This is a genomic window from Haloferax mucosum ATCC BAA-1512 (assembly GCF_000337815.1).
Taxonomy (GTDB): domain Archaea; phylum Halobacteriota; class Halobacteria; order Halobacteriales; family Haloferacaceae; genus Haloferax; species Haloferax mucosum.
Genome location: NZ_AOLN01000013.1, coordinates 130,401 through 157,308 on the forward strand (window position 1 = coordinate 130,401; position 26,908 = coordinate 157,308).

The 26,908-nt window shown below is 62.6% G+C and carries 28 protein-coding genes; 17 read left to right on the forward strand and 11 right to left on the reverse strand.

Going from position 1 to position 26,908, the window contains the following annotated elements; genetic code table 11:
• The first annotated feature begins 120 nt into the window (after window positions 1-120).
• The 13 genes from C440_RS10600 (at window position 121) to C440_RS10660 (ending at window position 10,039) form a co-directional block, all read left to right on the forward strand.
• Entirely contained in the window at window positions 121-711 is a 591-nt protein-coding gene (locus C440_RS10600; protein WP_008320469.1) for a flavodoxin domain-containing protein, read from the forward strand.
• A 5-nt stretch (window positions 712-716) separates the two neighbouring features.
• Entirely contained in the window at window positions 717-1,529 is an 813-nt protein-coding gene (locus C440_RS10605) for a hypothetical protein (protein ID WP_008320470.1), read from the forward strand.
• A 192-nt stretch (window positions 1,530-1,721) separates the two neighbouring features.
• Complete coding sequence (locus C440_RS10610; protein ID WP_152417875.1) at window positions 1,722-2,861, forward strand: pyridoxal-phosphate-dependent aminotransferase family protein; 1,140 nt, start codon at window positions 1,722-1,724, stop codon at window positions 2,859-2,861.
• A 273-nt stretch (window positions 2,862-3,134) separates the two neighbouring features.
• Window positions 3,135-3,722, forward strand: a complete 588-nt coding sequence (locus C440_RS10615; protein WP_008320473.1) for a hypothetical protein — start codon at window positions 3,135-3,137, stop codon at window positions 3,720-3,722.
• Between the two features lie 71 nt (window positions 3,723-3,793).
• Complete coding sequence (hisD, locus tag C440_RS10620; RefSeq protein WP_008320474.1) at window positions 3,794-5,080, forward strand: histidinol dehydrogenase; 1,287 nt, start codon at window positions 3,794-3,796, stop codon at window positions 5,078-5,080.
• A 108-nt stretch (window positions 5,081-5,188) separates the two neighbouring features.
• The gene (locus C440_RS10625; RefSeq protein WP_008320475.1) at window positions 5,189-5,554 is read left to right on the forward strand and encodes a HesB/IscA family protein; all 366 of its coding nucleotides are present in this window, start codon (window positions 5,189-5,191) and stop codon (window positions 5,552-5,554) included.
• Between the two features lie 40 nt (window positions 5,555-5,594).
• Entirely contained in the window at window positions 5,595-5,843 is a 249-nt protein-coding gene (locus C440_RS10630) for a DUF5816 domain-containing protein (RefSeq protein WP_008320476.1), read from the forward strand.
• Window positions 5,844-5,931: 88 nt separating this feature from the next.
• Window positions 5,932-6,276 (forward strand): DUF7116 family protein, encoded by a 345-nt coding sequence (locus tag C440_RS10635; protein ID WP_049915707.1) that lies wholly within the window; start codon window positions 5,932-5,934, stop codon window positions 6,274-6,276.
• A 71-nt stretch (window positions 6,277-6,347) separates the two neighbouring features.
• Complete coding sequence (locus C440_RS10640; RefSeq protein ID WP_008320478.1) at window positions 6,348-7,031, forward strand: hypothetical protein; 684 nt, start codon at window positions 6,348-6,350, stop codon at window positions 7,029-7,031.
• On the forward strand, window positions 7,028-7,687 hold the full coding sequence (locus C440_RS10645) for a hypothetical protein (protein WP_008320479.1): 660 nt from the start codon (window positions 7,028-7,030) through the stop codon (window positions 7,685-7,687). Before C440_RS10640 ends, C440_RS10645 begins: the two co-directional genes overlap by 4 nt.
• A gap of 153 nt (window positions 7,688-7,840) precedes the next feature.
• The gene (locus C440_RS10650; protein ID WP_008320480.1) at window positions 7,841-8,050 is read left to right on the forward strand and encodes a dodecin; all 210 of its coding nucleotides are present in this window, start codon (window positions 7,841-7,843) and stop codon (window positions 8,048-8,050) included.
• Between the two features lie 115 nt (window positions 8,051-8,165).
• A complete protein-coding gene (locus tag C440_RS10655) occupies window positions 8,166-9,548 on the forward strand; it encodes a bifunctional metallophosphatase/5'-nucleotidase (protein ID WP_008320481.1) in 1,383 nt (460 codons plus the stop codon).
• A gap of 83 nt (window positions 9,549-9,631) precedes the next feature.
• Window positions 9,632-10,039 carry a universal stress protein gene (locus C440_RS10660; protein ID WP_008320482.1) on the forward strand — a complete coding sequence of 136 codons (408 nt, stop codon included), beginning with the start codon at window positions 9,632-9,634 and terminating at the stop codon, window positions 10,037-10,039.
• 81 nt (window positions 10,040-10,120) lie between these two features.
• On the opposite strand, the gene C440_RS10665 is transcribed toward C440_RS10660, so the two are convergent.
• Window positions 10,121-11,218 carry a mechanosensitive ion channel family protein gene (locus C440_RS10665; protein ID WP_008320483.1) on the reverse strand — a complete coding sequence of 366 codons (1,098 nt, stop codon included), beginning with the start codon at window positions 11,216-11,218 and terminating at the stop codon, window positions 10,121-10,123.
• 232 nt (window positions 11,219-11,450) lie between these two features.
• On the opposite strand from C440_RS10665, the gene trmB reads away from it, so the two are divergent.
• Window positions 11,451-12,512, forward strand: a complete 1,062-nt coding sequence (gene trmB, locus C440_RS10670) for an HTH-type sugar sensing transcriptional regulator TrmB (protein WP_008320484.1) — start codon at window positions 11,451-11,453, stop codon at window positions 12,510-12,512.
• Window positions 12,513-12,647: 135 nt separating this feature from the next.
• Here trmB and C440_RS10675 read toward each other — a convergent pair whose 3' ends face one another.
• The 8 genes from C440_RS10675 to C440_RS10710 all read right to left on the reverse strand — a co-directional run bounded on the left by C440_RS10675 (window position 12,648) and on the right by C440_RS10710 (window position 20,966).
• The gene (locus C440_RS10675) at window positions 12,648-13,442 is read right to left on the reverse strand and encodes a hypothetical protein (protein WP_008320485.1); all 795 of its coding nucleotides are present in this window, start codon (window positions 13,440-13,442) and stop codon (window positions 12,648-12,650) included.
• Window positions 13,443-13,469: 27 nt separating this feature from the next.
• Entirely contained in the window at window positions 13,470-14,558 is a 1,089-nt protein-coding gene (locus C440_RS10680) for a Gfo/Idh/MocA family protein (RefSeq protein ID WP_008320486.1), read from the reverse strand.
• 114 nt (window positions 14,559-14,672) lie between these two features.
• Window positions 14,673-14,876: a hypothetical protein gene (locus tag C440_RS10685; protein ID WP_049915759.1), complete on the reverse strand. Its 204-nt coding sequence runs from the start codon at window positions 14,874-14,876 to the stop codon at window positions 14,673-14,675.
• A 182-nt stretch (window positions 14,877-15,058) separates the two neighbouring features.
• Window positions 15,059-16,246, reverse strand: coding sequence for an ABC transporter ATP-binding protein (locus C440_RS10690; RefSeq protein WP_008320488.1), 1,188 nt, complete (start codon window positions 16,244-16,246; stop codon window positions 15,059-15,061).
• A gap of 2 nt (window positions 16,247-16,248) precedes the next feature.
• Window positions 16,249-17,208: a carbohydrate ABC transporter permease gene (locus C440_RS10695; RefSeq protein WP_008320489.1), complete on the reverse strand. Its 960-nt coding sequence runs from the start codon at window positions 17,206-17,208 to the stop codon at window positions 16,249-16,251.
• Window position 17,209: 1 nt separating this feature from the next.
• Complete coding sequence (locus tag C440_RS10700; protein WP_049915761.1) at window positions 17,210-18,157, reverse strand: carbohydrate ABC transporter permease; 948 nt, start codon at window positions 18,155-18,157, stop codon at window positions 17,210-17,212.
• A gap of 126 nt (window positions 18,158-18,283) precedes the next feature.
• On the reverse strand, window positions 18,284-19,828 hold the full coding sequence (locus C440_RS10705) for a substrate-binding domain-containing protein (RefSeq protein ID WP_008320492.1): 1,545 nt from the start codon (window positions 19,826-19,828) through the stop codon (window positions 18,284-18,286).
• Window positions 19,829-19,979: 151 nt separating this feature from the next.
• Window positions 19,980-20,966, reverse strand: coding sequence for an aldo/keto reductase (locus tag C440_RS10710; protein WP_049915710.1), 987 nt, complete (start codon window positions 20,964-20,966; stop codon window positions 19,980-19,982).
• 108 nt (window positions 20,967-21,074) lie between these two features.
• Here C440_RS10710 and priS point away from each other — a divergent pair, with 108 nt between their 5' ends.
• Genes priS through bcp form a run of 3 tightly spaced genes read left to right on the forward strand, consistent with a single transcriptional unit; the run spans window position 21,075 to window position 23,719 of the window.
• Window positions 21,075-22,238 (forward strand): DNA primase small subunit PriS, encoded by a 1,164-nt coding sequence (gene priS / locus C440_RS10715; RefSeq protein ID WP_008320494.1) that lies wholly within the window; start codon window positions 21,075-21,077, stop codon window positions 22,236-22,238.
• Window positions 22,235-23,224 carry a DNA replication complex subunit Gins51 gene (locus C440_RS10720; RefSeq protein ID WP_008320495.1) on the forward strand — a complete coding sequence of 330 codons (990 nt, stop codon included), beginning with the start codon at window positions 22,235-22,237 and terminating at the stop codon, window positions 23,222-23,224. Before priS ends, C440_RS10720 begins: the two co-directional genes overlap by 4 nt.
• Before the next feature lie 36 nt (window positions 23,225-23,260).
• Window positions 23,261-23,719: a thioredoxin-dependent thiol peroxidase gene (bcp, locus tag C440_RS10725; protein ID WP_008320496.1), complete on the forward strand. Its 459-nt coding sequence runs from the start codon at window positions 23,261-23,263 to the stop codon at window positions 23,717-23,719.
• 489 nt (window positions 23,720-24,208) lie between these two features.
• Here bcp and C440_RS10730 read toward each other — a convergent pair whose 3' ends face one another.
• Window positions 24,209-26,473: a CDC48 family AAA ATPase gene (locus C440_RS10730; RefSeq protein WP_008320497.1), complete on the reverse strand. Its 2,265-nt coding sequence runs from the start codon at window positions 26,471-26,473 to the stop codon at window positions 24,209-24,211.
• Window positions 26,474-26,722, reverse strand: coding sequence for an Hsp20/alpha crystallin family protein (locus C440_RS10735; protein WP_049915713.1), 249 nt, complete (start codon window positions 26,720-26,722; stop codon window positions 26,474-26,476). It lies immediately after the preceding gene.
• Between the last annotated feature and the right edge of the window lie 186 nt (window positions 26,723-26,908).

Here is a 26,908-nt window from a genome sequence, read left to right on the forward strand (position 1 = left end):
TAAATCGTCAAAATAGTTCCTACTGTGTGTTCGCACGAGGTGCATCCGTTTCTCGCGGTCTGAGAGCCTGTATTTGTGATTAAGGAGCGAGCGCTCGAATAGGCCTAGTGGTGGAGAGGGATGTCGTCATTCGTAATTGCGTACGGGTCGCGTGAGGGACAGACCGCAAAGATAGCCGAACGCATCGCCGAGATGCTCGACTCCCGCGGCCACGAGACGACGCGCGTCTCGGTTGCCGACCGCAGAAGCGACGTGTCGCTCGCCGACTTCGACGCGGTGCTCGTCGGGTCGTCCATTCACATGGGCAAACACGCGAAAACGGTGTACAGATTCGTCCGCGAGAACCGCGCGGACATCGAATCGCGCCCGAACGGGTTCTTTCAGGTCTCGCTCTCGTCGGCCGTCGATGACGAGTCCGCTCGCGCTCACGTCGCGGAATACATCGACGAGTTCATCCGGGAAAGCGGCTGGCACCCCGACAAGATAGCCGCCTTCGGTGGCGCGCTTCGCTACTCGGAGTACGGCTTTCTCACCCGCATGATGATGAAGCGTATCGCCGCCGACGCAACCGGCGACACCGATACCTCGCGGGACTACGAGTACACAGATTGGGAGGAAGTCGAGTCGTTCGTCGCCGACTTCGCCGCGTTCGTGGAGTCAGGCGGCGGTTCGGCGGATACACCCGGTAGTTCGCCCGAAAACCGTGAGTGAGACCGATGAATCGCCGCACGCTGGGTATCGTCGCCATCGTCGTCGTCCTCGTCGTCGCCGTCGCCGCGGGCGGTCTCTGGGCGGTCGGCCGGCTTTCGTTTCTCGACTCCTACGGGAGCCAGTACGACTACAGCGTCCGCGTCTCGGCAGACGAGCCGATTTCGAACGTGACGATGTTCGTCCCGCTTCCGGTCGAAAACAACTCGTCACCGGTCGCCGCCAACGTCGAATCGAGGGAGTACCTCATCCCCGAAACGTGGTCCTACGACGTGGTGGACACGCAGTACGGCCCGATGCTTCGGATTCGAGCCGACGAGCTACCCGCCGACCCGACGTACCACCGGGCCGTCATCGAGAACGACAGACTGGTTCGCTGGGAGCAAATATCCGAACGCGAGTACGACCAGAACGACGCTAACACGGTCCGGGTCGAACACGACGCAGTGGACCTATACGCGGACGCGACGGTGAACCGCTCTATCGACACGCGGTCGCCCGAGGGCACAGAGCCGATTTTCGAACCGCGTCAAAACGTGCGGGCGGTGCCCTGCGAGTGGCCGCACGAAGCCGACGAGACACGGTGTTACGCCTACGATTCGATGGTCTACCTGCAGTACGACGGTCCGGAGACGACGACCGTCTCCGTAAGCATCGAACTCTACGGGACGAACTCGTGGTGGGTCGGTGGGTGGAACTACAACGAGTACACCGACCGAATCTACGCGTACGACGTTCCGGCGGACCGGCGCGGATGGGTCGTCGTCGAAGGTGAGTTGCAGACGGGTGTCGGGAACTACCCGCGGAACCCGCCGCAGTGACGAGACGAGCGACGTGAACCGGTCGGTTCTCAGTCGCGGACGATGCGACGAGACTGACGAACACGAAGGCGGATTTTTCGCCGAACCTGTTCCTAAAACCACATCTATTTTGTCTCACTACGTGGCACGTCAAACAAGACCATGATAACAACCCCCGCTGTCGGTGAACTCGTACCGCCGAACCGAACGCTGATGGGTCCCGGCCCGAGCGACGTTCACCCGCGCGTCCTCCGAGCGATGTCCACGCCGCTCGTCGGCCACCTCGACCCGTCGTTTATCGAGATTATGAACGACGTACAGGAACTCATGCGCTACGTGTTCCGCACCGACAACCAGTGGACAATTCCGGTGTCTGGAACCGGTTCGGCGTCGATGGAGACCGCTATCGGCAACCTCGTCGAACCGGGCGAGACGGTTCTCGTCCCGTCGAACGGCTACTTCGGCGGTCGCATGGCGTCGATGGCCGAACGCGCCGGCGGCACCGTCGTTCGCGTCGATGCACCGTGGGGCGAACCGCTCGACTCCGCCGACGTACAGGCCGCTTTCGACGAGCACCAACCGGACGTGTTTGGGTTCGTCCACGCCGAAACATCGACCGGCGTCAGGCAACCGAACGTCCCCGAACTGACGCGCATCGCTCACGCCCACGACGCCTACGTCGTCGCCGACTGCGTGACCTCCCTGGGCGGCGTCGAACTCGAAGTTGACGACTGGGACATCGACGTGGCCTACGCCGGCCCGCAGAAATGTCTCTCGTGCCCACCGGGTGCGAGTCCGCTGACGCTCAGCGACCGCGCGATGGACAAGGTGTTGTCGCGCGAGCACCCGACTCGGTCGTGGTATTTCGACTTATCGCTCCTCGAAGGCTACTGGGGTGACGAGCGGTCGTACCACCACACCGCGCCCATCAGCAACGTCTACGCGATTCGAGAGGCGCTCAGGTTGGTCGCCGAGGAAGGTATCGAAAACCGGTGGGGACGACACCTCCGGGTCGCGGGCGCGCTGAAGGCGGGCGTCGAAGCGATGGGTCTCGGGCTGAATCCCACAGACGACTGCTGGTTGCCGAGTCTCAACGCGGTGGTCGCCCCCGACGGTATCGACGCGGACGACGCCATCGACTACGTGCTCGAACACTACGACCTCGAAATCGCCAGCGGTCTCGGCGCGCTCGCGGGCGACATCTTCAGAATCGGCTGTATGGGTTACTCGGCACGCCCCGAAAACGTCGCACTTCTCGTGGCGGCGCTCGGTGAGGCGCTGGAAGCACAGGGCGCAGACGTGGACGTCGCCGCCGGATTCGACGCGATGCGCGGCGTGCTCGGAGACGGATAGCTAGGACAGGTAGGCAGGGTCAGGCGGTCGCAGGTTATAACGTCGATACCGCCTTAGGTTCCCGAGTCTCGGAGACGTGCAGTGTGTTCACGTCACCGAACGCTCACTGCCGGGTTTTGTGTGGGTTGGCTCACTGCTCGCCTTCAGCGGGCCGTCAACACCCGGGTTAAGCACTTACAAATAGCGGCTAAACGAACCCTATCGAGTGTATTCGGTCAAATTGACGTGAACTATTTTACCATTTCATAGGCGCTCGGCACGTTCCGACGGACGATGAAGCGACGAAGCGCAGTCGCGGTCGCCATCGTCGTACTCGTGGTTGTACTCGGCGTCGCGTTCGGCACCGGACTCGCACCCGGATTCGGTTCGGGAGTGGAAGACGGCGACGCATCCAGTAGTGACTTCCCCACGCAGACGCCAACACCGACTCAGATGTCGTCTCCGACACCAAGCGAAGAAGCAGAACGCGGCACGCCGACCGAAGACACGTCCACGCCGGACGAGGAGAGCGCAGACCCGCCGTTCGTCTTCGAGATAGACAGCATCGAAACGTGCGGACAGACCTGCCGCGACGTGACGAGCACGCTGACCAACCAACAGGACGAACGCGCCGCCGACACCACCGTCTACAGCCGTATCTTCGTCGGCAACAGCACCGACACCGACGACGTAATCTGGCAGGGCAAAGAGGAAGTCGGCGGTCTCCCAGCCGGCGACTCCTACACGACGACCCGACGCGTCGAACTCTCTCTCACCGAGGCATTCGCGGTACAGCAGGCCGATGGGTGGATTACGATTCAAACGACCATCGAAACCGACGAGCAGACGCTCACGTACGCGGAGCGCCGAGACGTTATCTAAGCCGGTTTCGGAGCCTCGAAGCGGGCCACCGCTTCCGCAACGACTTTTCGGGCCGCCTGCTAACGCGAGATATGAACATCGAGGCACGCGAACTGGCCGACCTCGGTCCCGACGCTCGACGCGCGTTCTTCGAGCGAGACGCCGGCGTCGCCGACGTTCGCTCGGACGTGCACGACATCGTCGAACGCGTCAACCGGGAAGGAGACGTCGCGCTCCGGGAGTTCTCCCGCGAGTTCGACGACGTCGAAGTCGGCAACATCGACGTGACCGACGCGGCCGAACGCGCCTACGACGAAATCGACGACGACGTGCGCGAGGCCATCGAAACCGCGGCGGCGAACATCCGCGAGTTCCACGAGCGACAGGTCCCCGAGGAGTGGCGCGAGACGTTCGGAAACGACGGACGCCGAGAACTCGGCCGGCGCTACCGACCGCTTTCCCGCGTTGGCGTCTACGCGCCCGGCGGCACGGCGGCCTACCCGTCCAGCGTCCTCATGGGCGTCATTCCGGCCAAGGTCGCGGGCGTCGAACACGTCGCGGTCGCCACGCCGCCGGCCGACACGATGAATCCGGTCACGCTCGCCGCGATGCACGTCGCCGGTGCCGACGCCGTCTACTCGGTCGGCGGCGCACAAGGCATCGCCGCGCTCGCCTACGGGACGGAAACCGTAAACGCCGTCCAGAAGGTCGTCGGCCCGGGCAACAAGTGGGTCACCGCGGCGAAAGCCGAAGTGCGCGGCGACGTTGACATCGACTTCCTCGCCGGTCCCTCCGAAGTGCTCGTCGTCGCCGACGAGACCGCCGAGGCCCGATTCGTCGCCGCCGACCTCGTCGCGCAGGCCGAACACGACCCGAACGCCTCGGTCGTCGCCGTCACCGACGACGCCGCGCTCGCCGACGAAATCGTCGGGGAAGTCGAGCGACAGGCGGCGGACAGCGCGCGAACCGAGACCATCGAAACGGCGCTGGAAAACGACGCGTCCGGCGTTCTCGTCGCTCGGTCGATGTCCGAAGCGGTCCTGTTCGCCGAGGAGTACGCCGCAGAACACCTGTCGATTCAGGCCGACGACGACGAGGCCCTCCTCGACCGCATCGACTCCGCTGGAAGCGTCTTTCTCGGTCCGTACACCCCCGTTGCGGCGGGCGACTACGCCTCCGGGACGAATCACGTGCTCCCGACCGGTGCGAGCGCGAAGCGACAGGGCGGTCTCTCCGTGGACCACTTCGTCCGCTCGACGACCGTTCAGCGACTCGACCGCGACGCACTCTCTGGACTTTCGGAGACGATTACGACGCTCGCCGAAGCAGAGGGGCTTGACGCGCACGCACGGAGCGTCCGCGAGCGGTTCGAAGACTGAATGTCGGCCGACGAGCGCCGCAGACACAGCCAACAATCGCTTCCGTCTCGTCGGCGGTCGGTTTCGACCGGCGCCACAGTTAACCGTTCCCACAGTATAACGGGTAGTATGAGCACGGAAACCGCGAGTGGCGGCGGCGATGCGGCCGTTACGATAACGCCCGCGGCCGCCGACGAAGCCATCTCGCTCCTCGAAGGTGAGTCGATGGACACAGACATCGCTGGGCTTCGCCTGTTCGTCCAGCAGGGAGGGTGTGCCGGCCTGTCCTACGGGATGCGGTTCGACGGCGAACCCGAAGACGACGACACGGTGGTCGAACAACACGGTCTCCGCGTGTTCGTTGACCCCTCGAGTATGAACTACATCGGCGGCGCGACGCTCGACTACGAAGACGGTCTGCAAGGGGCCGGCTTCAACGTCGAGAACCCGAACGCATCGAGCAGTTGCGGGTGTGGCGAATCGTTCCGCACGTAGGGACCGACTTCTTAAGCCATCGGCCGTCCAACCGAGTGCTATGAGCCAACTTAAATCACAGACAGCACCGGGTGGCAAAACTGTCTTCGTCGCAAGCGACGAGTTCGAACGCGGGTCGAAGGGTCCGTTCTACGTCGTTTACTCGACCGATAACGCCGAAACACGGTGGGGCTACCGCTGTGGGAACTGCGATTCGTTCGACACGGCGATGGATACGATGGGCCGCGTCGAGTGTAACGAGTGTGGAAACGTCCGGAAACCCGACGAGTGGGACGCCGCTCACGAGTAAAATCGCCGCCGGAACGATACATTCGTTTAATGCTGTCACCCGATACCGTGGCAATCTTTATCACAAGTGCGAGTGTACGTTGACCTGCATGGCCCAGGCTTCGATGCCTCCTGTTCAGGAGGCTCGGTCGATATTCGGCCGGCTCGGCTACACCGTCTCGGGCGACGGTCCCGATATGCTGGCTGAACGCAAGTGGCGTACGGTCCAAGTGACCGCACTGAGTTCGCGCGAAGCGAGCGACTGCCGTCCGGCGCTTACAGACGGCGGAACAGAACCGCGATACCGGCTTCGCTGTTTCGTCACGTGGGACGACCACATCAACGCGCTTCGTGAGCGACTTCGCGGTATCGACCTTCCGTACGAGTGGGCAATTATCGGCGTCTCCGACAACGGAGGTGACGACTACGAGGTCGTCCACGGCGCCAACGCGTAACCCGAACCGACCCGCGTAACCGGCGCGATTCGCGCCCAAACGTTTTCTCAGCCCGTCGCCAACGAACGGGCATGACACAGGCCACGCAGACGGGACTCCGTCGATTCGTCCGCAGTAGACGACTCAACGCGGCACTGGCGTGGCTGTTCGCCGGGTTTCTCGCGGCGGTCGCCATCGGAAGCGTCGTTACCGGCGGCGACCTCGTTTGGGGCGGATTCGCCACGGTCGTCGCCGCGCTCACCGTCGTTCCGGCCGTCGCATTCCGCGAACCGCAGGCGATGCTCCCGTGGGAAGTCGTCGCGCTCGCCTCGTTCCCGGTCGTCGCCCGCGTCCTCGTTCGCGGGCAGACCATCGGTGGCGTGACGTTTACGGGCCGCGTTTCGACGTATCTCGCGGTCGCCGCCGTCGCACTCATCGTCGCGGTTGAGTTGGACGTGTTCACCCCGGTTCGGATGAATCAGGCGTTCGCAATCTTCTTCGTCGTCATCGCTACGATGGCCGCCGCGGGCGTCTGGGCGGTCGTCCAGTGGCTCTCCGACATCTACCTCGGGACCGAACTGCTGTTCAACGGCCGGGGAGACGATGCCATCGAAGCGGGCTTGATGTGGGACTTCGTCGCCGCGACGGTCTCCGGTCTCGTCGGCGGCGTGCTGTTCGAACACTACTTCCGCCGCCGGGCGAGGTCGCGCGAGCGCATCCCGGCAGACGTCGCAGCAGCGAGCGAGACACCCGCCGAAGATGGTGAGTCCAGATGAGAATTCGGTCGAGGCTCCACATCGACGAACACCGCCAACAACAGCTCTCGCGGGTGATGCAACTCGTGCTCGTCGGGCTGGTGTTCATCGGTCTCGACCGGCCCGATTTCGGTATTGTCGTCAATGCGTCGGTCGGTCTCGGTGTGACCTACCTCCCGGCGATACTCGAACGCGACTATCGAATCCCGATGGACGCGGGGCTGACGCTCTGGATATCCTCGGCGGCGTTCTTCCACGCACTCGGAACTGTCGGTCTCCCCGGCACCGAGACGAGTTTCTACGCCGGCATCTGGTGGTGGGACCACTTCACCCACGCGCTGTCGTCGTCTGTCGTCGCCGCCGCCGGCTATGCGACCGTCCGCGCGGTGGACGAACACACGGCCGACATCTACCTCCCGTCCAAATTCACGTTCGTCTTCATCCTCCTTTTCGTCCTCGCGTTCGGGGTCTTCTGGGAGGTCATCGAGTTCGCCATCTCAGGTATCTCGTCACTCGCCGGGGCCAGTTCCGTCCTGACGCAGTACGGTCCCGAGGACACGCTCTTGGACCTCGTGTTCGACGCCATCGGCGGCGTCATCGTCGCTACGTGGGGGACCGCCCACCTGACAGACGTGGTCGGGGCGCTTCGACAGCGACTCGACGGGACAGCCAACTGAACGAGGTTGCGTGCGTTTTCGTCTCGCGTCTCTCAGAGCTGTTCGGCGATAGTCGACGCGTCGGCGCACCGATTCGGACACGCAGAAACCGCGTTCCTGTCGTGTGAATTCAGGAATGATTATTTGTGATAGTACGACGAATGGTCAGCCGAGATGGTGTTTAAGAAAATCACCCTCATCGGTCGGAGTAACGAGAGTTTCGACGCCGCGGTCGATGAAGCTATCGACCGGGCGGAAGAGACGCTGGCGGGCGTCCACTGGGTCGAAGTAGACGAACTCGGCGTCGAGGTCGCGTCCGTCGAGACGCGAGAATACCAAGCCGAGGTCACCGTCGCGTTCGAACTCGAAGCAAAACAAGAGTAGACCGTCCCGCGGCGGCGTCGGCGGGAGACCACGCGGCCGCTCCGTCTCGCCGACGTCACCTGCGTGTCGTCCCGATGACTTCTTGTCCACCGGCGCCCCCACATTCGAGAAGCGAATGCCTCGTCTCCTCCACTACTCCGACATCGAGAACGTCTTCGACGACCCCATGCGGGCCGGTCGCCTCGCCGGGTGCGTCTCCGCCCTCGACGACGACGACACGCTCGTCGTCGGCAGTGGCGACAACACCTCACCCGGCGTCCTGTCGCTCGTCGAACGCGGTGGGCAGGCCCTCGATTTCTACCACGCCGTCGATGCCGACTTCGAGACCTTCGGCAACCACGACTTCGACTACGGTCCGGTTCGGACCCGCGAACTCGTCTCCGCGAGTCGGCCCACGTGGATTACGTGCAACGTCCGCGACGAAACCGGCGGTCGCTTCGCCGCCGCCGAAGGAACCGTGCCGTGGGCCACCCGCGACATCGACGGTCTGACGCTCGGTTTCGTCGGCGTCACAGCCCCGGCGACGAGCGCGACCAACCCGGAAGCCGTCGATCTCACGTTCACCGACCCCTACGAGGCCGTTGCGGCGGCCGTCGACGACATCCGCGAGGAGGTTGACGTAGACGCGGTCGTCGCACTCTCGCACCTCGGCAGTGGCGACGACGCTCTCGCCCGTCGCTGTGACGTTGACCTCGTACTCGGCGGCCACGTGCACGCTGAACGCGACGACGTGGTAGACGGCGTTCCAATCGTCCGCCCCGGGGCTAACGGCCACGTCATCTGGGAAGTCAGACTCGACGGTGACCGAATCGAGACGGTGCGCCACAGAACGTCCGAGTACCTCCCCGACGAATCGCTCGTCGAAGCGCTTCGCGGCCGCGTCGATGCCGCCGGTCTCGGCGACGTGCTCTGTCGAATCGACCGACCGATGGACCGCTCGGAGGAGACCGTTGCCGCGGGCGAGTGCCGGGTCGGAAACGCCATCGCGGACGCCTACCGCTGGGCGACCGACGCCGACGTTGGACTGCAAAACAGCGGCGGTATCCGCTCTGGCCCGCCGGTCGGTCCCGACGTGACTCACGCCAATATCGTGAGTCTCGTTCCCTTCGAAGGCCACCTCGTCGTCGCCGAGGTGACCGGCGCGGAACTGCTGGAAATTTTCGGGGCCGCCCGCGGGTCGGCGATGGGCTTCGGCGAACCGGAGTGGTGGCACGCCCACATCAGTGGCGCGCGAATCGTCTGGGACGACGCACGCGACGAGGTGGTCGAAGCCTTCGTCGGCGGCGACCCAATCGACCCCGACGCGCTCTATACGGTTGCGACGAGCGATTACCTCCTGCACAGTTCCGTGGAGTTCGCGGCGCTCACACAGGCCCACCGCGCCGGCGAGTTCGAGATTCAACACGACGTGATAGCGCGATACGCCCGTGAGGTCGGCTTCGACGCCGAAATCGAGGGGCGAATCGAACGCCGGTCTAGCGCGCCCGCGTCGGATTAACTGTTCTGTCTCCCGTCGTGACGGCGGCGAACCCGTCCGAGAGGGAAAAGTTCACGCACGCGCAGTGAGTGGATGCTGACAATATGACACGGGTCGTGGTTCCGGTCCGGTATCCGCTCTCCAAGCACTCCCGGGCGACGCTCGAAGAGGCCGTTCGAGTCGCCAGAGAGCGCGACGCCGAGTTGACGGTGTTACACGTGGACCTCTACCAGTCGAACCGCGGCGTGACGCGGACGGAACTCAAGCGAGCGGTCGAACGCGAGTTCGGCCCGCTCGTCCAGGCCCGGTACGTCGTCCGTCGCGGCTTTCTCGTCGAGGAGACGATTCTCGAAGAAGTCGCGGCCGAAGAAGCCGACATCGTCGTCATCGGATCGAAGCAGGCGAGCCGCTGGCGGAGGATGCTCCGGCGATTCCTCGACGACCCCGACATCGACGTGTTCCTCCGTGAAAAACTCGACTGCACGGTTATCACCGTCCGCGCCGACACCTGAGCGTCGTTTTTCATCTCGCCGGTATGCCGCTTCCGACACCTCACTTCTGGCTCCCAGTCTCCCACTCCCCACTTCTGGCTCCTACACGTCGTCCGGCGACGCCGACGAACTCGATTCGTCAGACGCCCCCGACGCACCCGCCGCATCTCCGTTTCCACCCGGTGGCGACGCGACGACGTGACGCCCGTCTTCTGACTCGTCGTCGAAGATGCGGACCGCGCCGCTCGTCTCGTCGAAGACGAGGTGCGTGTGCGGGTAGGCGAACTCGACGTTCGCATCGCTGTCTTCGAGGAGAGACCACAGTTTCGTCTGTACCTCCGACTGAATTTTAAGCATCTTGTACGGTTTCATCGCCCAGTATCGGAGTCGCAAGAGAACGCCGTTGTCGGCGTACGATTCGATGTACGCGGTCGGCTTCGCCGGGTAGCGAGCGCTTCCGATTCGGATGTCCGGGCCGCCTTCGAGGACCTCTTCGCAGTCGCGGGCCGCGCGTTCGACCAGATTACGGGCGGTCGAGATGTCGGATTCGTAGGTGACGAGCACGTCGAGCGTCAAACGCGTGCGTTCGTCCTCGGCGGAGTAGTTGACGACGTCGCGGTTGCGGATGTTCGAGTTTGGCATGACGAGGAACGTGTTGTCGAGCGTGAACACCTTGGTGTACCGGAGGTTGATCTCCTCTACGAACCCGCGGGTTCCGTTGTCGAGTTCGATCATGTCACCGATTTCGTAGGGTTGGTCGGCGAGGACGAACACTCCGTTGACGACGCTCCCGACGATGGGTGCGAGAACGATACCGAGAACGGCCGAAAACACCGTCACAGAGAGGACGATGTTCCCGAGTTCGAGACCGAGGATGTTCGCGGCGGCCCCGATACCAGAGAGGATGATAGCGAGTCGGACGATCCGCAGAACCGTCTGTGCGACGCTCTGACGGGTGAACTGTCTGGCGACGGGGCGACCGAGCAGGCGGACGACGTACTTCGAGAGAACGACCGCCAACACGACGACGACGGCGGCCACGACGAGTCGCCAACCGGGAACCAACAGGAACTCGGGGACGAACTCCGGCGGTTGTATCGCTCCCGATTGAAGCGCGACGAGTGGCAGGGACGACTCGGGAGTCGGCACCGCTCCGCTCCCGGCCGCCTGCACGCCTGTTCCCCCCTCGACTCCGTGCATGAGACTCGCAACGGGAAGGGGCGAAAAAAGGGTTGCCACTGCGGGGGTCCAGGATACGGTGGCGGGTCGCCGAGGGCGAACCGGAACTTCCAGATGCCCACGTGTGCAGGTGAGAGACACTGCCGCGTTCGATTCGGAGTCCAACACCGACTGCTGGTACCACCTGTTTTCGGAATTCTGTGCTACTCGCTTGTCAGTAAATGATTTAGGTGATGCCGTACACGTCACGACCATGGCTGACGAACTGCGGCTCACCATGGAGCGAGTCGGTGAGCGCTTCAATCTCGGCGAGTACGAAATCGACGCGTACCTTGCCGTCCTCGAACACGGACAGTTGACGGCGAGCGAAATCGCCGACCGAACCAGTATCCCGCAACCTCGCGTGTACGACACGGTTCGAAGTCTCTCCGATCGTGGCCTCGTCGAACTCCGAGAGTCGCGGCCCATGAAAATCGTCGCGGTTGACCCCGACGATGCCTTCTCGAACGTCAAAACCTCCCTCGAAGAACTCATCGAGGAACTGGAGGCGCGCTACACGGCGCCCGCCAGAGACACAGAAGCAGTCTCGCTCGTCAAATCGCGCTCGACCATCCTCCGATACATCGAGGAAATCATCGAGGCGGCCGAGTACGAACTCGTGCTCTCTTTGACGCCGGACCTGCTCCGTCGCTTCCGTGACGACCTCGCGGCGGCAATCGACAGCGGCGTCAGCATCGACCTGCTCGTCACGCCCGCCTCTCGCGCACCCGACCCGGACGAGTTCAACTACCTCGACGTGGCGACGATCGCTCGCGCTCGCCGCGGTATCACCTCGCCCGTTCTCGCCGTCGCCGACGGCGAGTACTCGATTTACGCCACGCAGGACGCCCTCCGCGACGACCGCGACCGCTACGGCGTCATCTTCAACCGCTCCGCGCTCGGCTTCCTCGTCAGCGGGTTCTTCGGGACCGTTCTCTGGAGCACCGCCGAGACCATCGTTGCAAACGGCAAGCGCCGACCCTTCCCGCGCCGCTACGCCTCGATTCGCCGCGCCGTCAAGGACATCCGCGAAATCGAGGGCGACTTCTACGCCTCCGTCTCCGGCCGCGACGTCGAAACGGGCGACCCCATCGTCGTCGAAGGCCGCGTCATCGAGACGGCGTTCGAAGACACAGAAGAAGTCGCGTCGCTTCATATCGAGACCGACGAAGGTATCGTCGAGGTCGGCGGTCTCGTCGCCGCACTCGAAGATATCGAAGGACAGGAAATCGTGCTCGGCCGCGACGAAGTGCCGGACCGCGACCAGTTCGCCTGAGTCGTAATCCGAGCGACCGGCGCTCCGCAGAGTACTAACGGACTTGGGTCGGACGCGGGTTCGGACTGGGACTCGGAATCAAACCCGGACTGGGAATCAAACCCGGACTCGGATTCGAATCCGAACGCTCGACCACTATTCTTCGTGGAACTCGTAGACGACCGCGCCGCAGTCGACACAGCCGAGCACGTCGTGTTCCGGCGAGTCGTGGAGTCCGGCAGTGCCGCCACAGCAATTTCGAGTCGTCGTCTCTTCGACCGGACCGCCGCACTCTGGACACACGTCGGCAAACATTCGCATCGGCTCTGTCGCGGCGAGCGCGACCATCGAGTCAACCCCGCGTTCGACCACAGTGTAGAGCGTCGCCACGTCCGCGATTGCTTGCGGGCGCGAGAGCCACACCGACATGGACGGGCCGTCGATGGAGAAGCCGTCGAATTCGGGTGCGACCGTCGCTTCGAACGGGAGGGCGCTCGCAACCGCGTCGGCGACGTCTTCGTCCGATGCCGTCCGGAGCGTCGCCATCGTCTCTTCCCACTCGCCGCGGGCGTCGTCTGTCAAAAACAGGCCGTCTTCATCTTCCACCAACACGTCCGCGTTCAGGAGCGTCGAGAGCATCACGTCAGGGCTGACGTTGGCGTCGAGCGATTCTGACTGTCGGGTGTCGTCCTCGCCGTGGCCGAAGACGCCGCCGAGACCCACCGCCGCGACGAGCGGCGGCGCAAACGAGGGCGTGCCGGGGACGACGTACCCCCAAAAGTAGACGAAAAGCGCCCCGACGGCGACGGCGACGAATCCGGCGACCGGAAGCCAGACGACGCCGAGAGCCAACCCGACGAGCACGACGACGAAGACGTTGACCGCGGTACACGGCAGACACCGATTCTCGCCGGTGTGTTCGGAGTGTTTGAGTGTGTCTATGACAGACATGCTGGAAGTGTTTCGCTGTTTGGAGGGTTAGTTCACCGGCGGCGTCTCGACGGTGTCGAGGCGGACCGCACGGCCCGTCTCGGACGACTGATAGATAGCGTCGATGACGCGCTGGACGGCGAGTCCCTGTTCGACCGTATTGCGGCCGGGGTGTTCGCCCGCCGCAACCGCGTCGAGGAAGACCGCCTGTTCGCTCTTGTGGGTGTCGTTGCGCTGTGTCTCCACGTCGGCAGTCGAGAGGTGGTTTCCGCCGCCGACACCGCCCTCGTAGAATTCGAGGTCGTGGCTCGCGCGGTCGAATCGGACGCCGCCTTCGGTACCGCGGAGGAAGAACTCGTCGTTGGTCGGGCGGTTCGTCGCCCACGCGACTTCGAGGGAGATTGTCGTTCCCTCGGCGGTGCGGATGAACGCGGTCGCGGAGTCGTCAACGTCGAACCCTTCCGGGCCGACATCGTCGCCCCACATCTCGACGAAGGTGTAGTCGTCGCGGTCGCCGAACTCAGAGCGGGTGACGCCCGAGACCTCGACGACCTCGGGGAAGTCGAGGAAGTAAAGCGCGAGGTCGATGGCGTGGACGCCGATGTCGATGAGCGACCCGCCGCCGGCGACGTCTTTCGAGGTGAACCACGAGCCACGGCCGGGAATCCCGCGGCGGCGGACGTAGTTGGCCTCGACGTGCGTGATGTCGCCGAAGCGGCCGTTTTCGTAGTGGTGGCGGACGACTTCGACCGGGTTCGCAAAGCGGTTGTTGAACCCGACCATGCAGAATCCGTCCGCTTGCTCGGCGGCGTCGGCGATTCGCTCCGCGGATTCGAGCGAGTGTGCGAGCGGTTTTTCGAGCAGTACGTCGAGTCCCGCGTCGAGCGCGGCGACGGCGTACTCCTCGTGGAAGCGGTTCGGCGTCGTGATGATGACCGCATCGACGTTGTCGAACAACTCCGCTTTCTCTTCGTAGGTATTCACGTCGTACTTCTCTCCGAACTGGCGACGGGCGTCTGCCTGAATGTCGAGACCGCCGACGAGGGTGGCACCGAGGTCGAGCAGACGGTCCGCGTGGTGATGGCCGATGTTTCCGAGTCCGACGATTCCGACTCGGGTCGATGACGATGTACTCATGAGACGATTATTAACTACTACTGGTGTTAAGTTTCACGTTCTTTAGGCTGATTTACCGGAAGCCGCGATGGAGCCGGCGATGCCGCCGATATCGACGGCCGACGGCGACTCAGTTTAGTAGAGTTGTTCCTCGCGTTCCTTCCGTTCTTGTTCGCGTTGCTGTTCTTCTTTCAACTGCCTGCGGCCGCGGAGGTACTGCCGACCCTTCGGGATGAACTTGTTTTTCACGTCGAGGACGAACGAAACGATGCCGTACGCCCAGAAGAAAAACAGGACTGTCATCCCGCCGAGATAGAGCAGGCCGAGTTCGGTAACCATGGTGTGGATGCTGTGAGTGTCGTGTGGTCGTTTGGTTCGGTTCTGTGCGAGTTCGACGGTGTGGTGTTCGGTGCGGGCCGCGCCGTCCATCGGGTTTCGGTGGTTCGATGAGAGGGGCTTGGCAGGTGGTCAGTCGGACGGTGGGAGGGTGTTCGGGAGACAGCGGACACCTGAGTCGTCCGTCAGTCGTCGCTTTCTGCCTCCGTGCCGGGCGCGCCGCTCGCCTGAACCATGCTCTCGATACCGTGGCTGAGCGCTTTTCCGGTCTCCGTATCGAAGAGGTGGACCCTGGTGCGGTCGAGGATGACCGTCACGTCTTCGTCTTCTTCGACGTCCGTGTCGGGTGAGACGCTCATCAGCAGTTGGTCGTTGATGACACCGGTCGCGTCTTCGAGGTCGGCGTGTGCCTCCTCCGAGAGCTTCAGGTAGACGAAGATTTCGTCGCCCATCGGCTCCAATACGTCGGTCATCGCGTCGATTTGGTGACTCGGGTTTGCCACCTGTCGCTCGTCTTCGATGAGGTAGACGTCCTCCGGGCGGATACCCATCGTCACGTCGGTTCCGACCTCGACGCCGATTTCCGCGGGGTCGAACTCGACGTTGATGTACGTCGATTCGAACCCGTAGTCGGTTACCTCGCCGTCGAGGAAGTTCATCGACGGCGACCCGATGAACCCGGCGACGAACAGGTTCGCAGGCTCGTTGTAACAGACCAACGGCGGGTCGATTTGCTGGAGTCGCCCCGAGTCGATGACGGCGATGCGGTCGGACATCGTCATCGCCTCCGCTTGGTCGTGGGTGACGTAGATGATGGTCGTGTCCAGTTCCTTGTGGAGGCGTTGGAGTTCCGTCCGCATGTGGACGCGAAGCTTCGCGTCGAGGTTCGCCAGCGGTTCGTCCATGAGGAACACGCCGGGATTTCGGACGATTGCGCGGGCAATAGCGACGCGCTGGCGCTGGCCACCGGACATCTCGTCGGGCATGCGTTCGAGCATCCCCTCAAGTTGAACGACGTCGGCGGCGCGTTCGACCCGGCGTTGAATCTCTTCTTTGTCGTAGTTTCGGAGGCGAAGCCCGAAGGAGATGTTGTCGTAGACATTCATGTGCGGGAATAGCGCGATGTTTTGGAACACCATCGCCACTCCGCGGTCCTTCGGCGGGAGATTCGTGACCTCGCGGTCGCCGATGAAGACCTCACCCTCTGAGGGGATGGTCAACCCGGCTATCATCTCCATCGTCGTCGATTTTCCGCACCCCGACGGACCGACGAGACAGATGAATTCGCCGTCCTGAATTTCGAGGTTCATGTCGTCAACTGCCGTTACATCGCCGTAGTGCTTGCTTACGTGTTCGAGTTTAACGTCTCCCATGGTTACTCTTTCAGTGCTCCTGCAGTCAGTCCACTCACGATACGCTCCTGTGCGATTATGACAAGGATGGCCACGGGTAAGACTCCCACGATGGAAGCGGCGGCCATCAGGTTGAACGGGGTGTCGAACTGGCCCTGATATTTCAGGATACCGGCGACAATCGGTGCCCACGAGCCGGCTTCGCCGTTGTTCATCAAGAACGAGAAGAAGAACTCGTTGTACACGGAGATGAACGTGAGCACTCCCGCGGTAGCGACGCCGGGTGCCGAAAGCGGCACGATGACGCGGAACAGCGCCCCGAGCCGTGTCGTTCCTTCGACTCGCGCCGCGTCCTCCAACCCGTCTGGAATCTGTCCGTAGAAGGTCGTGAGGATGAATATCGACAGTGGTAGGAACAGCGCGCTGAACGGGAACACCATCGGTGCGGGCGTGTTGAACAGGTCCGGCGACGAAACGGTCACAGAGCCGATGCTGATGGCGGTGTTGCCGGTGAACAGTTCGAAAAGCGGGATGAGGAACGCCGCCGGTGGGAAGTACGAGATGGCAAGAATGCCGAGCATGAGTATGCCCTTCCCGGGGAATCGCAGGCGTCCGAAGACGTAGCCGGCGAGACTTGCGATGAGCAACACGAGCACCGTCGTCGTGATGCCGAGCACGAAGCTATTGAACATGTACCAGTGGAACGGCACCCGCTGGAACATCTCGATGAACACGGTCAGGTTGAACCCTTTCGGGAGCAGGCCCATGTTCGAAATCAGGTTGTTCGGCGTGAGCGCCAAGACGAGAAGCCAGTAGAACGGGAACAGCGTCGTGACGAGGAAGAACACCATTGCGACGTAGAACATCGAACGGTAGGCTCTATCCGGGTTCTTGATGGCCGTATTGACCCACCGACCGAGCGGGCCGCGTTTCATCTCTGCGTCGTCGGCACCGAGGCCGATTCCGGGGTTTTCGTTCGACATGTTAGACTCCCTCACTTGCGAAGTTCACGATGTAGACCGACACCACGATGGCGATGATGCCGGCGGTGATGAACGCGACTGTCGCCGACGTTCCGTACAGTGGCGTGTTGAACGTCGTCACGACGAGACACGACAGCGACGGGACGGTCTGACAGCCGGCCATCGTCTCGATGATACCGTAGACGCGCATCGCGTCGATGGTGCGGAACAGCATCGCAACCAGTACCGTCGGCAGGATGAGCGGGAAGGTAATCAGCTTGAACTGTTGCCAGCGTGACGCGCCCGCGACCTTCGCCACGTCGTAGAGCGAGCGGTCGATGCTCTGCATTCCGGCGAGGATGAGAAGCGCCATGAACGCGCTCGTCTTCCACACGTCGGCGACGATGATGAGGAACAGCGAGTCAGCGGTGTCGCGCAGTGGCGTCGTTCCGATGAAACCGAGTTGATTCAACAGCGCCGGGTTTTCGCTCGTGCCGACGAGGAACCCGATGTTCGGCTGGAACATCAGGAAGAAGATCATTCCTTGGATGACGATGGGTACCGCCCAGGGGATGATGATAGCGACACGGACCCACCTTCGACCACGGAAGTCCTGGTCTAAGATGAGTGCTTGACCGAAGCCGATGAGCGTTTCGAACAGCACACTGAACGCGGTGAAGATGAGCGTCACCATGAGTGCGCTTGAGTAGATGTCCGTGACGAAAGGGAACTCCGTGCTGAACGTCGGAAGGAACGCCGACGGAAGTGCGAAGTTCCGCGCGCCGGTGAACAGGTCGATGTAGTTCTGCAACCCGACGAACTCGCCAAGCCGCGCGGTCCCCGTCAGCCGGTCGGCGAAAAGCGACATGCTGAACGTCGATGCCAGCGGGTAGACCGCGATGACGCCCAAGAGGATGAGTGCGGGGGCGAGAAGCAGGTACGCGAACTGTGTCTCCGAGAGCATCTCCATCCAGTTGATGACCGACGCGTAGGGGCCGGTTCGTCGGGGCTCGGAAATCGCCTCCCCGGATTGTTGTTCTGTAGCCATGTCAAATGGTAACTTGTATATTTATTTGTGGATTCTCTGGACGTTGGGTTAGGCGTTTTGCTCGATCTGTTCGAGTTGCGACGCGAGGTCAGACATTGCCTGTTCGGGCGACTTCTCCTGTGCGTACGCGGCGTTGACTTCCTGAGCGATGCGACCGGACTGCTGTGGCCAGACGACGGTGACGGGACGGGGAATCGCGTTCTCGCCGGCAACCTTCAGCGCGTCAAGGTGGCGGCCGACGATTTCGACTTCGGCGGCTTCGTCGGAGTCGAGAAGCGACGGACGCGGCGGAATCCAGCCGATGATGCGGAACAGATCGAGTTGGAACTGTTCGTCTTGCATCGTTCGAAGCACTTGCACCGCGGCCTGCTTCTGTGCGTCCGACGAGTTCGGATTCATCGTCATGTGCCAGCCACCGAGGGCGGCGACGGGTCCGCCGGTCCCCTCGTACTGGGCCTCGTCGGCCGTGACGCCGTACGGAATCGGCATGACGCCGAGGTCCTCGCCGAAGCCGGTCTGGTCGTTCTCCTCGGACGGCTCTGCGCCGTTGATGACGATGGAGTACGGCCAGTTGCGGTGCATAATCGCGTTGCCGGTCGTAAACGGTTGCCGCGACGGTTCTTCGGTCCACTGAAGAACCGCCTCCGGTGCGACCTTCCCCGTGATGCCGTCGAGAGCGTGTTCGTCGTCCTCGCCGTGGATGAGAGTTCGAACCATCCGGATGGAGTCGAGGACCGGCTCTTCTTCGACCGTAATCGGGCGGTCGCCGACGGGACCGAAGAGGTTCTCGCGGCCACCGAAGTACGCGCCACCGTAAGAGGTCATGAACTCGTTGAAGTCACAGCACGAAAGTCCCTCGTAGACGTTCGCTTGGAACGTGTATCCGTACTGGATGTCAGGGTTGGCTTCGAGCGCTTCGCTCGTGATTCGTGAGAAGTCCTCCCACGACATCGACTCGGTCGCCCACGTGTCGAAGTCGTCGTCAGTGTAGCCCGCGTTTCGAAGCAGGTCCTTTCGATACTGCATCGTCGGGAAGTCAGGGAACAACGGTTGGCCGTAGAGGTCACCGTTGACCCCTTTGGCGGTTGCGACGCTCGCCTCGAAATACTCGTTTTCGACCGTCTCGGTCAGTTCGGACGGGAGCGACTGTGTGAAGTTCTGGAGTTGGTTGCGTGCGATGAACGGAATCGTCCACCCGCTGTCCATCATCAGCAACGTCGGTTCCGACCGGCCGCCGGACAACCACTGCTGGTATTGGGCCTGTCGGTTATCGGTTACCTGCGACCCGGCGATGATGTCAAGCGAGATATTATCTGGCAAACCAGCGTCGCGGAGCGCTTGGAAGACCTCGTCTTCGGCGTCCGCAACGCGGGTGTCCGCCGCCCACTGAACCGTGATGTCTTCGGTCGGCGCGTCGGTGTTAATCGGCGTATCCGTGTCTCCGTCGCCGTTTCCGCCGCCGTTTCCGTCGCCGCCACCCGTGCTAATACAACCGGCAAGACCAACAGCGACGCCTGACGCGCCAGCGGCCTTGACGAAGCTACGGCGAGAAACTCTGGCCCGAGTACCTGTGTGTGAGTCAGTATCAACCATTACAGTTTGTAACCTACAATTAGTAATTATTTATAGTTTTGGTGCTGGCCACTACCGCTGTTGTAGTAAATTACTTGTCAATATTACCGACACTCCGGAATCCAGTTAACAAATCTATAATTATTATTAGCTATGTTTGTTTTCAGAGGTATTAGTCTTTGTCCGGTGCGGGCCACCGCGGTGTCTTCGGCGCTTCGATGCGCGCCATCTCTTCGTCGGTCAGGTCGATTTCGAGCGCCCCGACGTTCTCGTCGAGATGATCGAGACGACGAGGGCCGATGATTGGCGCGTCCACGACCGGTTTGTGGAGCAACCACGCGAGCGACACCTGCGCCGGCGTCGCGTCTTTCGCGTCGGCGATGTCGCGGATTTCGTCGAGAACGTCCCAGTTTTCGTCGGTGAAGCGGTCCGACGTGTACTCGTCGGATTCCGCTCGCGTGTCCACGGGAATCTCGCCGTCACGTTCGTATTTTCCGGTGAGGAACCCGCCGGCCAGTGGCGACCACGGAATGACGCCCACGCCTTCGCCCTCGCAGACGGGGAGCAGATTCGCCTCCTCGTGGCGGTCAACCGCGTTGTACTCCGGTTGCATGCAGGCGAACCGTTCAAAGTGCTCTACGTCGGCGGTGTAGAGCGCCTTCGTGAACTGGTAGGCCGACATCGTGCTCGCGCCGATGTAGCGGACGAGTCCCTCATCGACGAGGTAGTCGAGGGCAGAAAGCGTCTCTTCGATGGGCACGCGGTCGTCCCATCGGTGAATCTGGTAGAGGTCGATGTAGTCGGTGCCGAGACGGTCGAGACTCGCGTGCGCCTGGTCGACGATGTGTTTTCGGGAGAGACCAGATTTGTTCGGGCCGTCGCCCATCGGGAAGTAGACTTTCGTGGCGAGAGCGAGTTCGTCGCGGTCGCGGTCGGCGATTGCCTCGCCGACGATGTCTTCGGACTCACCGCGGGAGTAGACGTTCGCCGTATCGAGGAAGTTGATACCGGCGTCGAGCGCGTGGTCCAAGAGTTCGAGACTCGCCTCGCGGTCGTTCATCATCCACGTCGCGCCGGACCCGAAGTTCATACAGCCGAGACAGAGCCGCGATACTTCGAGACCGGTCGTTCCAAGCCGTGTGTACGCCATCCCAGACATGGATAGACATTCACTAACAAGCAACAAAAACGTGCGCACGGTGAGAGGCTCGCCCACGGGCGCACGGAGACGTAATCGCTTTAGTCCCGCCTCGGGAATCCGGGGTGTATGGACGGGCGCACACGCGAGTATCTGGAAGGACGCTTCGGTGATTACTACCGGAGCACCGACGTTCCGCTCCCACCCGCACCGAGCGAGCGGGAGTGGGGCGTCATCCCGTGGTCCGCCGGCGGAACGCGGATGCACCGTCACCAATCGTTACTCGATTTGGGCGAACTCTCGGATTACCTCGCGCGCAGTGCGCCCCGGCACGTCTACTTCTCGTCGGCCCGTTTCGCCGACCCCGGTGCGGCCACGATGGACGACAAAGGCTGGCGCGAAGCCGACCTCGTCTTCGACATCGACGCCGACCACCTCCCCGACATCGACCCCGAAGCGACCGGCTACGCCGACATGCTCGAAGCGGGTAAACAGGCGCTTTTGGACCTGCTCGACCTGCTCGAAACCGACTTCGACTTCGACTTCGACGAGATGCAGGCAGTCTTCTCCGGCGGCCGCGGCTACCACGTCCACGTCCGCGACGAGTCCGTCCGCGGTCTCGACAGCGAGGCGCGCCGCGAAGTTGTCGATTACATTCGCGCCATCGACCTCGATTTCGACGCTCTCATCGAGACGCGACAGCACGGGACGACGACGCAACGCGTCCTCCGAACCGAAGGCGGATGGGGACGCCGAACCCACCGCCGACTCCTCGACTTCGTCGATGGCCTGCTGGAGATGGAAGAAGACGCCGCGCTCGAACGGCTCAAGGAACTCGACGGCATCGGCGACGGCCGGGCAAAAACGATCCTCGGCGCGTTTCAGAACAACCCGGACGCAATCCGCGAGGGCAACGTCGAAGCCGGCGGCCCCGGCGTTCGGACACTGGTCGAAGCGCTCGCACAGGAGACTGTCGAAGCCGAAACGTCGCCAATCGACGAGCCAGTGACGACCGACACGAAACGGTTGATTCGGCTCCCAAAGAGCCTCCACGGCGGTTCCGGACTCGTCGTCGAACCGCTCGACCGAGACGAAATCGACGACTTCGACCCGCTTGTCGATGCCGTCCCCGACCGGTTCCGCGGGAGCGAGATTACGGTCGAAGTCACCGACCCCGGTGCGGTGACGTTCGATGGCGATAGCTTTACACTCGAATCCGGCGTCCAATCGGTACGCGAAAGCCTCGGGGTGTTTCTCATGACCCGCGGTCGAGCAGAGAAGGTGACAGAATGAACGTAGACGACCTCAGGAGTGTGCTTCGAACGGAGCGACAGAAAGATAGCTTACAGCAACTCCGCGAGTCGTTCTACGAGGATGTCGCGGAGTATATCGCTCAGCAGAAAGCGAAGCGAGAGCAGAAAGCCCAACAGCTCGGGACGCCCTATTCGCCCGATATTCGACGTCTCACCGACGAAATCGAGACCGCAGAGGAGGTCGTCACCTCAATCTACGAACGCCGGGTCGGCAAAGTCGTCAAGGCCGCAAGTTTCGCCGCCGCCGGGATGGCTTCTGAGACCGACGGCCTGACCACCGAAGAACAGCGGCTGTTCGACGACTTGGTCGCGCGAATCGAGAAGAATCGCGGGACCGTCCTCCCGGCGCTCGAAGACGTTGCGGCCGCCGACTCCGCTCGGCCCGAGATTTCGGCGGGCGACGTGGCGACCGCAGAGCCGACGGAAGCCGGATTGGAATCTGATTCGTCGTCAGCCACCACACCGGCGTTTGGTGCCACAGGAGAATCCGACTCCGACCCGACGATTCCGCCGGACGAGCCTAGCCCCGAAACCGCTGGGGCCGCGACCGAATCCGACACGGGGACAGCGGACGCCGGCGGCGTCCTCGCCGACGCGATGGGCGCTGACGCGAGCGATTCGGCGTCGCAGTCCGCACAAGACACCACGCCCACGCCTGCAAGTGAGAGCGGGAGCGGGAACGAAAACGGGAGCAACGACAGCACGCCCGCGGCCGACCGACCGGCGGACGAAGCGGCGGCCGTCACCAATGACTCGACCCCGACAGCAGACACAGAACCGGCCGAAGACGACCCGCTTGCCGGACTCGGCGACGAGCGCGAGACCGTCCGCATCACGGCCGACGTGGGAACGATTCTCGGTGTCGATGAACGCGAGTACGACCTCACTACTGAGGACGTGGTGACGCTTCCCGCCGCCAACGCCGACCCACTGGTCGAACGCGGTGCCGCCGAAAAACTAGAGTGAGAAAGACCCTTCTTCGCGCCGCCTGAACTGAGCACAATGCTCGAAATTGGCGACGAAGCCCCCGACTTCGAACTGCGCGACCAACACGGCGACACCGTCTCGATTTCTGATTTCCGCGGCGAGCGCGTCGTCGTTTACTTCTACCCACGTGCGGACACGCCGGGCTGTACCACCGAAGCCTGCGGCTTCCGCGACGCGTGGGACGAGTTCGAAGCACAGGACGTGACCGTCCTCGGCATCAGCGACGACCCCGTTTCGGACCTCGATTCGTTCGCCGAAAAATACGACCTGCCGTTTACGCTCCTGTCCGACGAAGACGGAGCGATCTCGGAGAAGTACGACTCCTACGGCGAAAAGAACATGTTCAGAAAGACGTTCGACGGCGTCTTCCGCAACACGTACGTCGTCGGCTCCGACGGCACAATCGAACACGTCTACGAAGGCGTCTCGCCCGAGGGCCACGCGGAAGCGATTCTCGACGACATCGACGCCTGAGAGACGACTCGCGCGCCGCGACCGACGACACGATTTTTCGACTCTTTCGTCAGTTTTCCGAGTGCCGCGTCCACCCTCTGAGTGCCGCGTCCATCGTCCGGGCTGTTTGTCCATAGATTCCAGTCAGTCTCTGGAATTTCCTCGGAGTTCTGTAGCCGCGAGTATTCTCACGAGACGCAAAAACGACTACCGTAATCCGAGTACATAGTTTTACAAACCAAACGGGGCACACCGGATTTCCGGTGAAACAAACGCAGAATTCGTTGAAAATTGCGTATCCCGAGAACCGCGTACTCCTACATAGCAGACAAGAGTAATAAGAACGTATCGGTTACGCCGTTTCGGATGGGTTCGAATGCGACGTGATAAGGTTCACAACGGGCGCGACCGGGCCGAACTGTGTGAGTGAAGAGCCGGGAACAAGCGTGAAACGGGGCGGCCAGAGCGCCGAAATCGGGTGCAGACCGGTGGAGTGGTGACCGACCCGCCTTATTGGAAGGTCCGCCCGACCTCGCCTTGGCGGTCGCGTTTGACGTCGCTCTTCTGGAAGCGCTCTTCGATCTCCTCGTAGCGGCGGCGGACGTCGTCGGTGACGCTCGGGCCGATCTCGTCGAGGGCGTTCTCGAAGTGCTCCATCGTCACGCGAACGTTGCCGACGCTCTCTTCGATCTCCTCTTTCGTCACGCTCTGGATGAACTCGCGGGAGGCGTTCATCGACGCCTCGCGGGCGAGTGCTTCGATGTCTGCACCGACGTAGCCCTCGGTCTTCGACGCGATTGCATCGAGTTCAACGTCGTCGGCGAGCGGCTTGCTCCGGGTGTGCACGTCGAGGATAGCGCGACGCGCGTCCTCGTCCGGCACGGGGACGTGGACGTGGCGGTCGAGACGACCCGGGCGCAGGAGCGCCGAGTCGATGAGGTCGGGCCGGTTCGTCGTCGCGATGACGACCACGTCTTCGAGTGCTTCGAGTCCGTCCAACTCGGTCAGGAGTTGCGAGACGACGCGCTCCGTGACGCCCGAACTCGTGGAGTCGCGGCCGCGTTCAGCCGCGATGGAGTCGATTTCGTCGAAGAACACGACCGTCGGCGCGTTCTCGCGGGCTTTCTTGAACACCTCGCGGACGCCCTTTTCGGACTCGCCGACGAACTTGTTCAGGAGTTCCGGTCCCTTGATGGAGATGAAGTTCGACTCGGCCTCGTTGGCGACGGCCTTGGCGAGAAGCGTCTTGCCGGTCCCCGGCGGGCCGTACATCAAGACGCCCTTCGCGGCGTCCATATCCATCGTCTGGAAGACCTCGGGATATTCGAGCGGCCACTGGATGGTCTCGCGGAGGCGTTCCTTGGTGGTTCCGAGACCGCCGACGTCCTCCCACGTCACGTCGGGTACTTCGACGAACACCTCGCGGAGCGCGGATGGTTCGATGCTCTTGAGCGCCTCTTTGAAGTCGCTTTCAGTGACGCGGAGCGTCTCCAAGACCTCGGCATCTATCTCCTCGGCGTCGAGGTCGAGTTGCGGGCGGATGCGCCGAAGCGCGTGCATCGCCGACTCCTTGGCAAGAGATTCGAGGTCGGCACCGACGAAGCCGTGGGTGCTGTCGGCGTAGGCGTCGAGGTCGATATCGTCGGTCAGCGGCATGTTCCGCGTATGGACCTGCAGAATCTCCTTGCGGCCGTCGCGGTCGGGAACGCCGATTTCGATTTCGCGGTCGAAACGACCGCCGCGGCGGAGTGCCGTGTCGATAGCGTCCACGCGGTTCGTCGCGCCGATGACGACGACTTCGCCGCGTTCGTCCAGCCCGTCCATGAGCGAGAGCAGTTGGGCCACGACGCGGCGTTCGACGTCGCCGCCGGCCTCGCCGCGCTTGGGCGCGATAGAGTCGAGTTCGTCGATGAAGACGATTGCCGGTGAGTTCTCCGTGGCCTCCTCGAAGATTTCACGGAGTTGCTCTTCGGACTCACCGTAGTATTTCGACATGATCTCCGGACCGGAGATGGTGTGGAACGAGGCGTCGATTTCGTTGGCGACGGCTTTGGCGATGAGCGTCTTGCCGGTCCCCGGCGGGCCGTGCAGGAGCACGCCTTTCGGCGGTTCGATGCCGAGGCGCTTGAACAGTTCCGGGTGGCGCATCGGGAGTTCGATCATCTCCCGAACCTGTTCGAGTTCCTTGTCGAGACCGCCGATGTCTTCGTAGGTCACCGAGGGACCGGTTCCACCGCCGGATGCGGCGTCTTTGATTTGCTCGGCGGGCTTTTGGCTCACTTGGAACTCGGTGTTGTCGGTGACGACGACCGTCCCGTCAGGGTCGGTCGAGGCGATTTTGATGGGGACAGATTGGCTCGACGCGCTCATGAAGCCGAAGCCGAGCGGGAGCTGAATGCTCTGGCCCTGCGTGACGGGCTGTCCGGAGAGCTTATCGCGGATGTACGTCCCGATATTGCCGCCGATACGGAGGTTCTGCGGGAGCGCAATGGTGACCCGGTTCGCGGGTTTCACGTCCGCTTTTTCCACGTTGACGCGGTCGTCGATGCCGACGCCGGCCTGCTGTCGGAGCCGTCCGTCGATACGGATGATACCCGTCTCTTGGTCTTCGGGATAGCCCGGCCAGACCCGCGCGATTGCCGTGCCGTCGTTCGGTCCCTCGATACGGATGAAGTCGCCGCCTTCGAGGTCGAGTTGTGAGGCGGCGGCTCGGTCGATTGCGGCGAGTCCGCGGCCAGCGTCCTTCTGTTTGAGCGGTTTGACGATGAGTTTCATTTACTTGTGGATGGTGATGGTGAGCACGCCGTTTCGAACCTCCACGTCGGCGTCGCCTTCGGGGAGTTCGAACTCCGTCTCGGTCACGCGGTTGCCAGTGTCGGCGACGACGATGGCGGTCGAACCGACGATATCGACGTCGATTTCGTCCGCCGTGAGAGCGACGTCGGCCGCGATGACCCAGCTGTCTTCGTATTCGTACCGGCGGGCGAAACGCTCGTCTCCACCGGTGAACTGTTGCATGCTCATGATGAGTCTAACCTCAGGTTAGCGTTTTAGTTATTTAAGCTTTACTCTGGTTAATCGGGCGACGGTAGCGTATTGGTATATTTCGGTTGAATTGCGGTTCACACCCATCACGCCTCACCATGTAGTTCTCACCGGAGTAACGTCAAACTAGTGGCTACACCAGTAACTCGGACTCGACACGCCGAG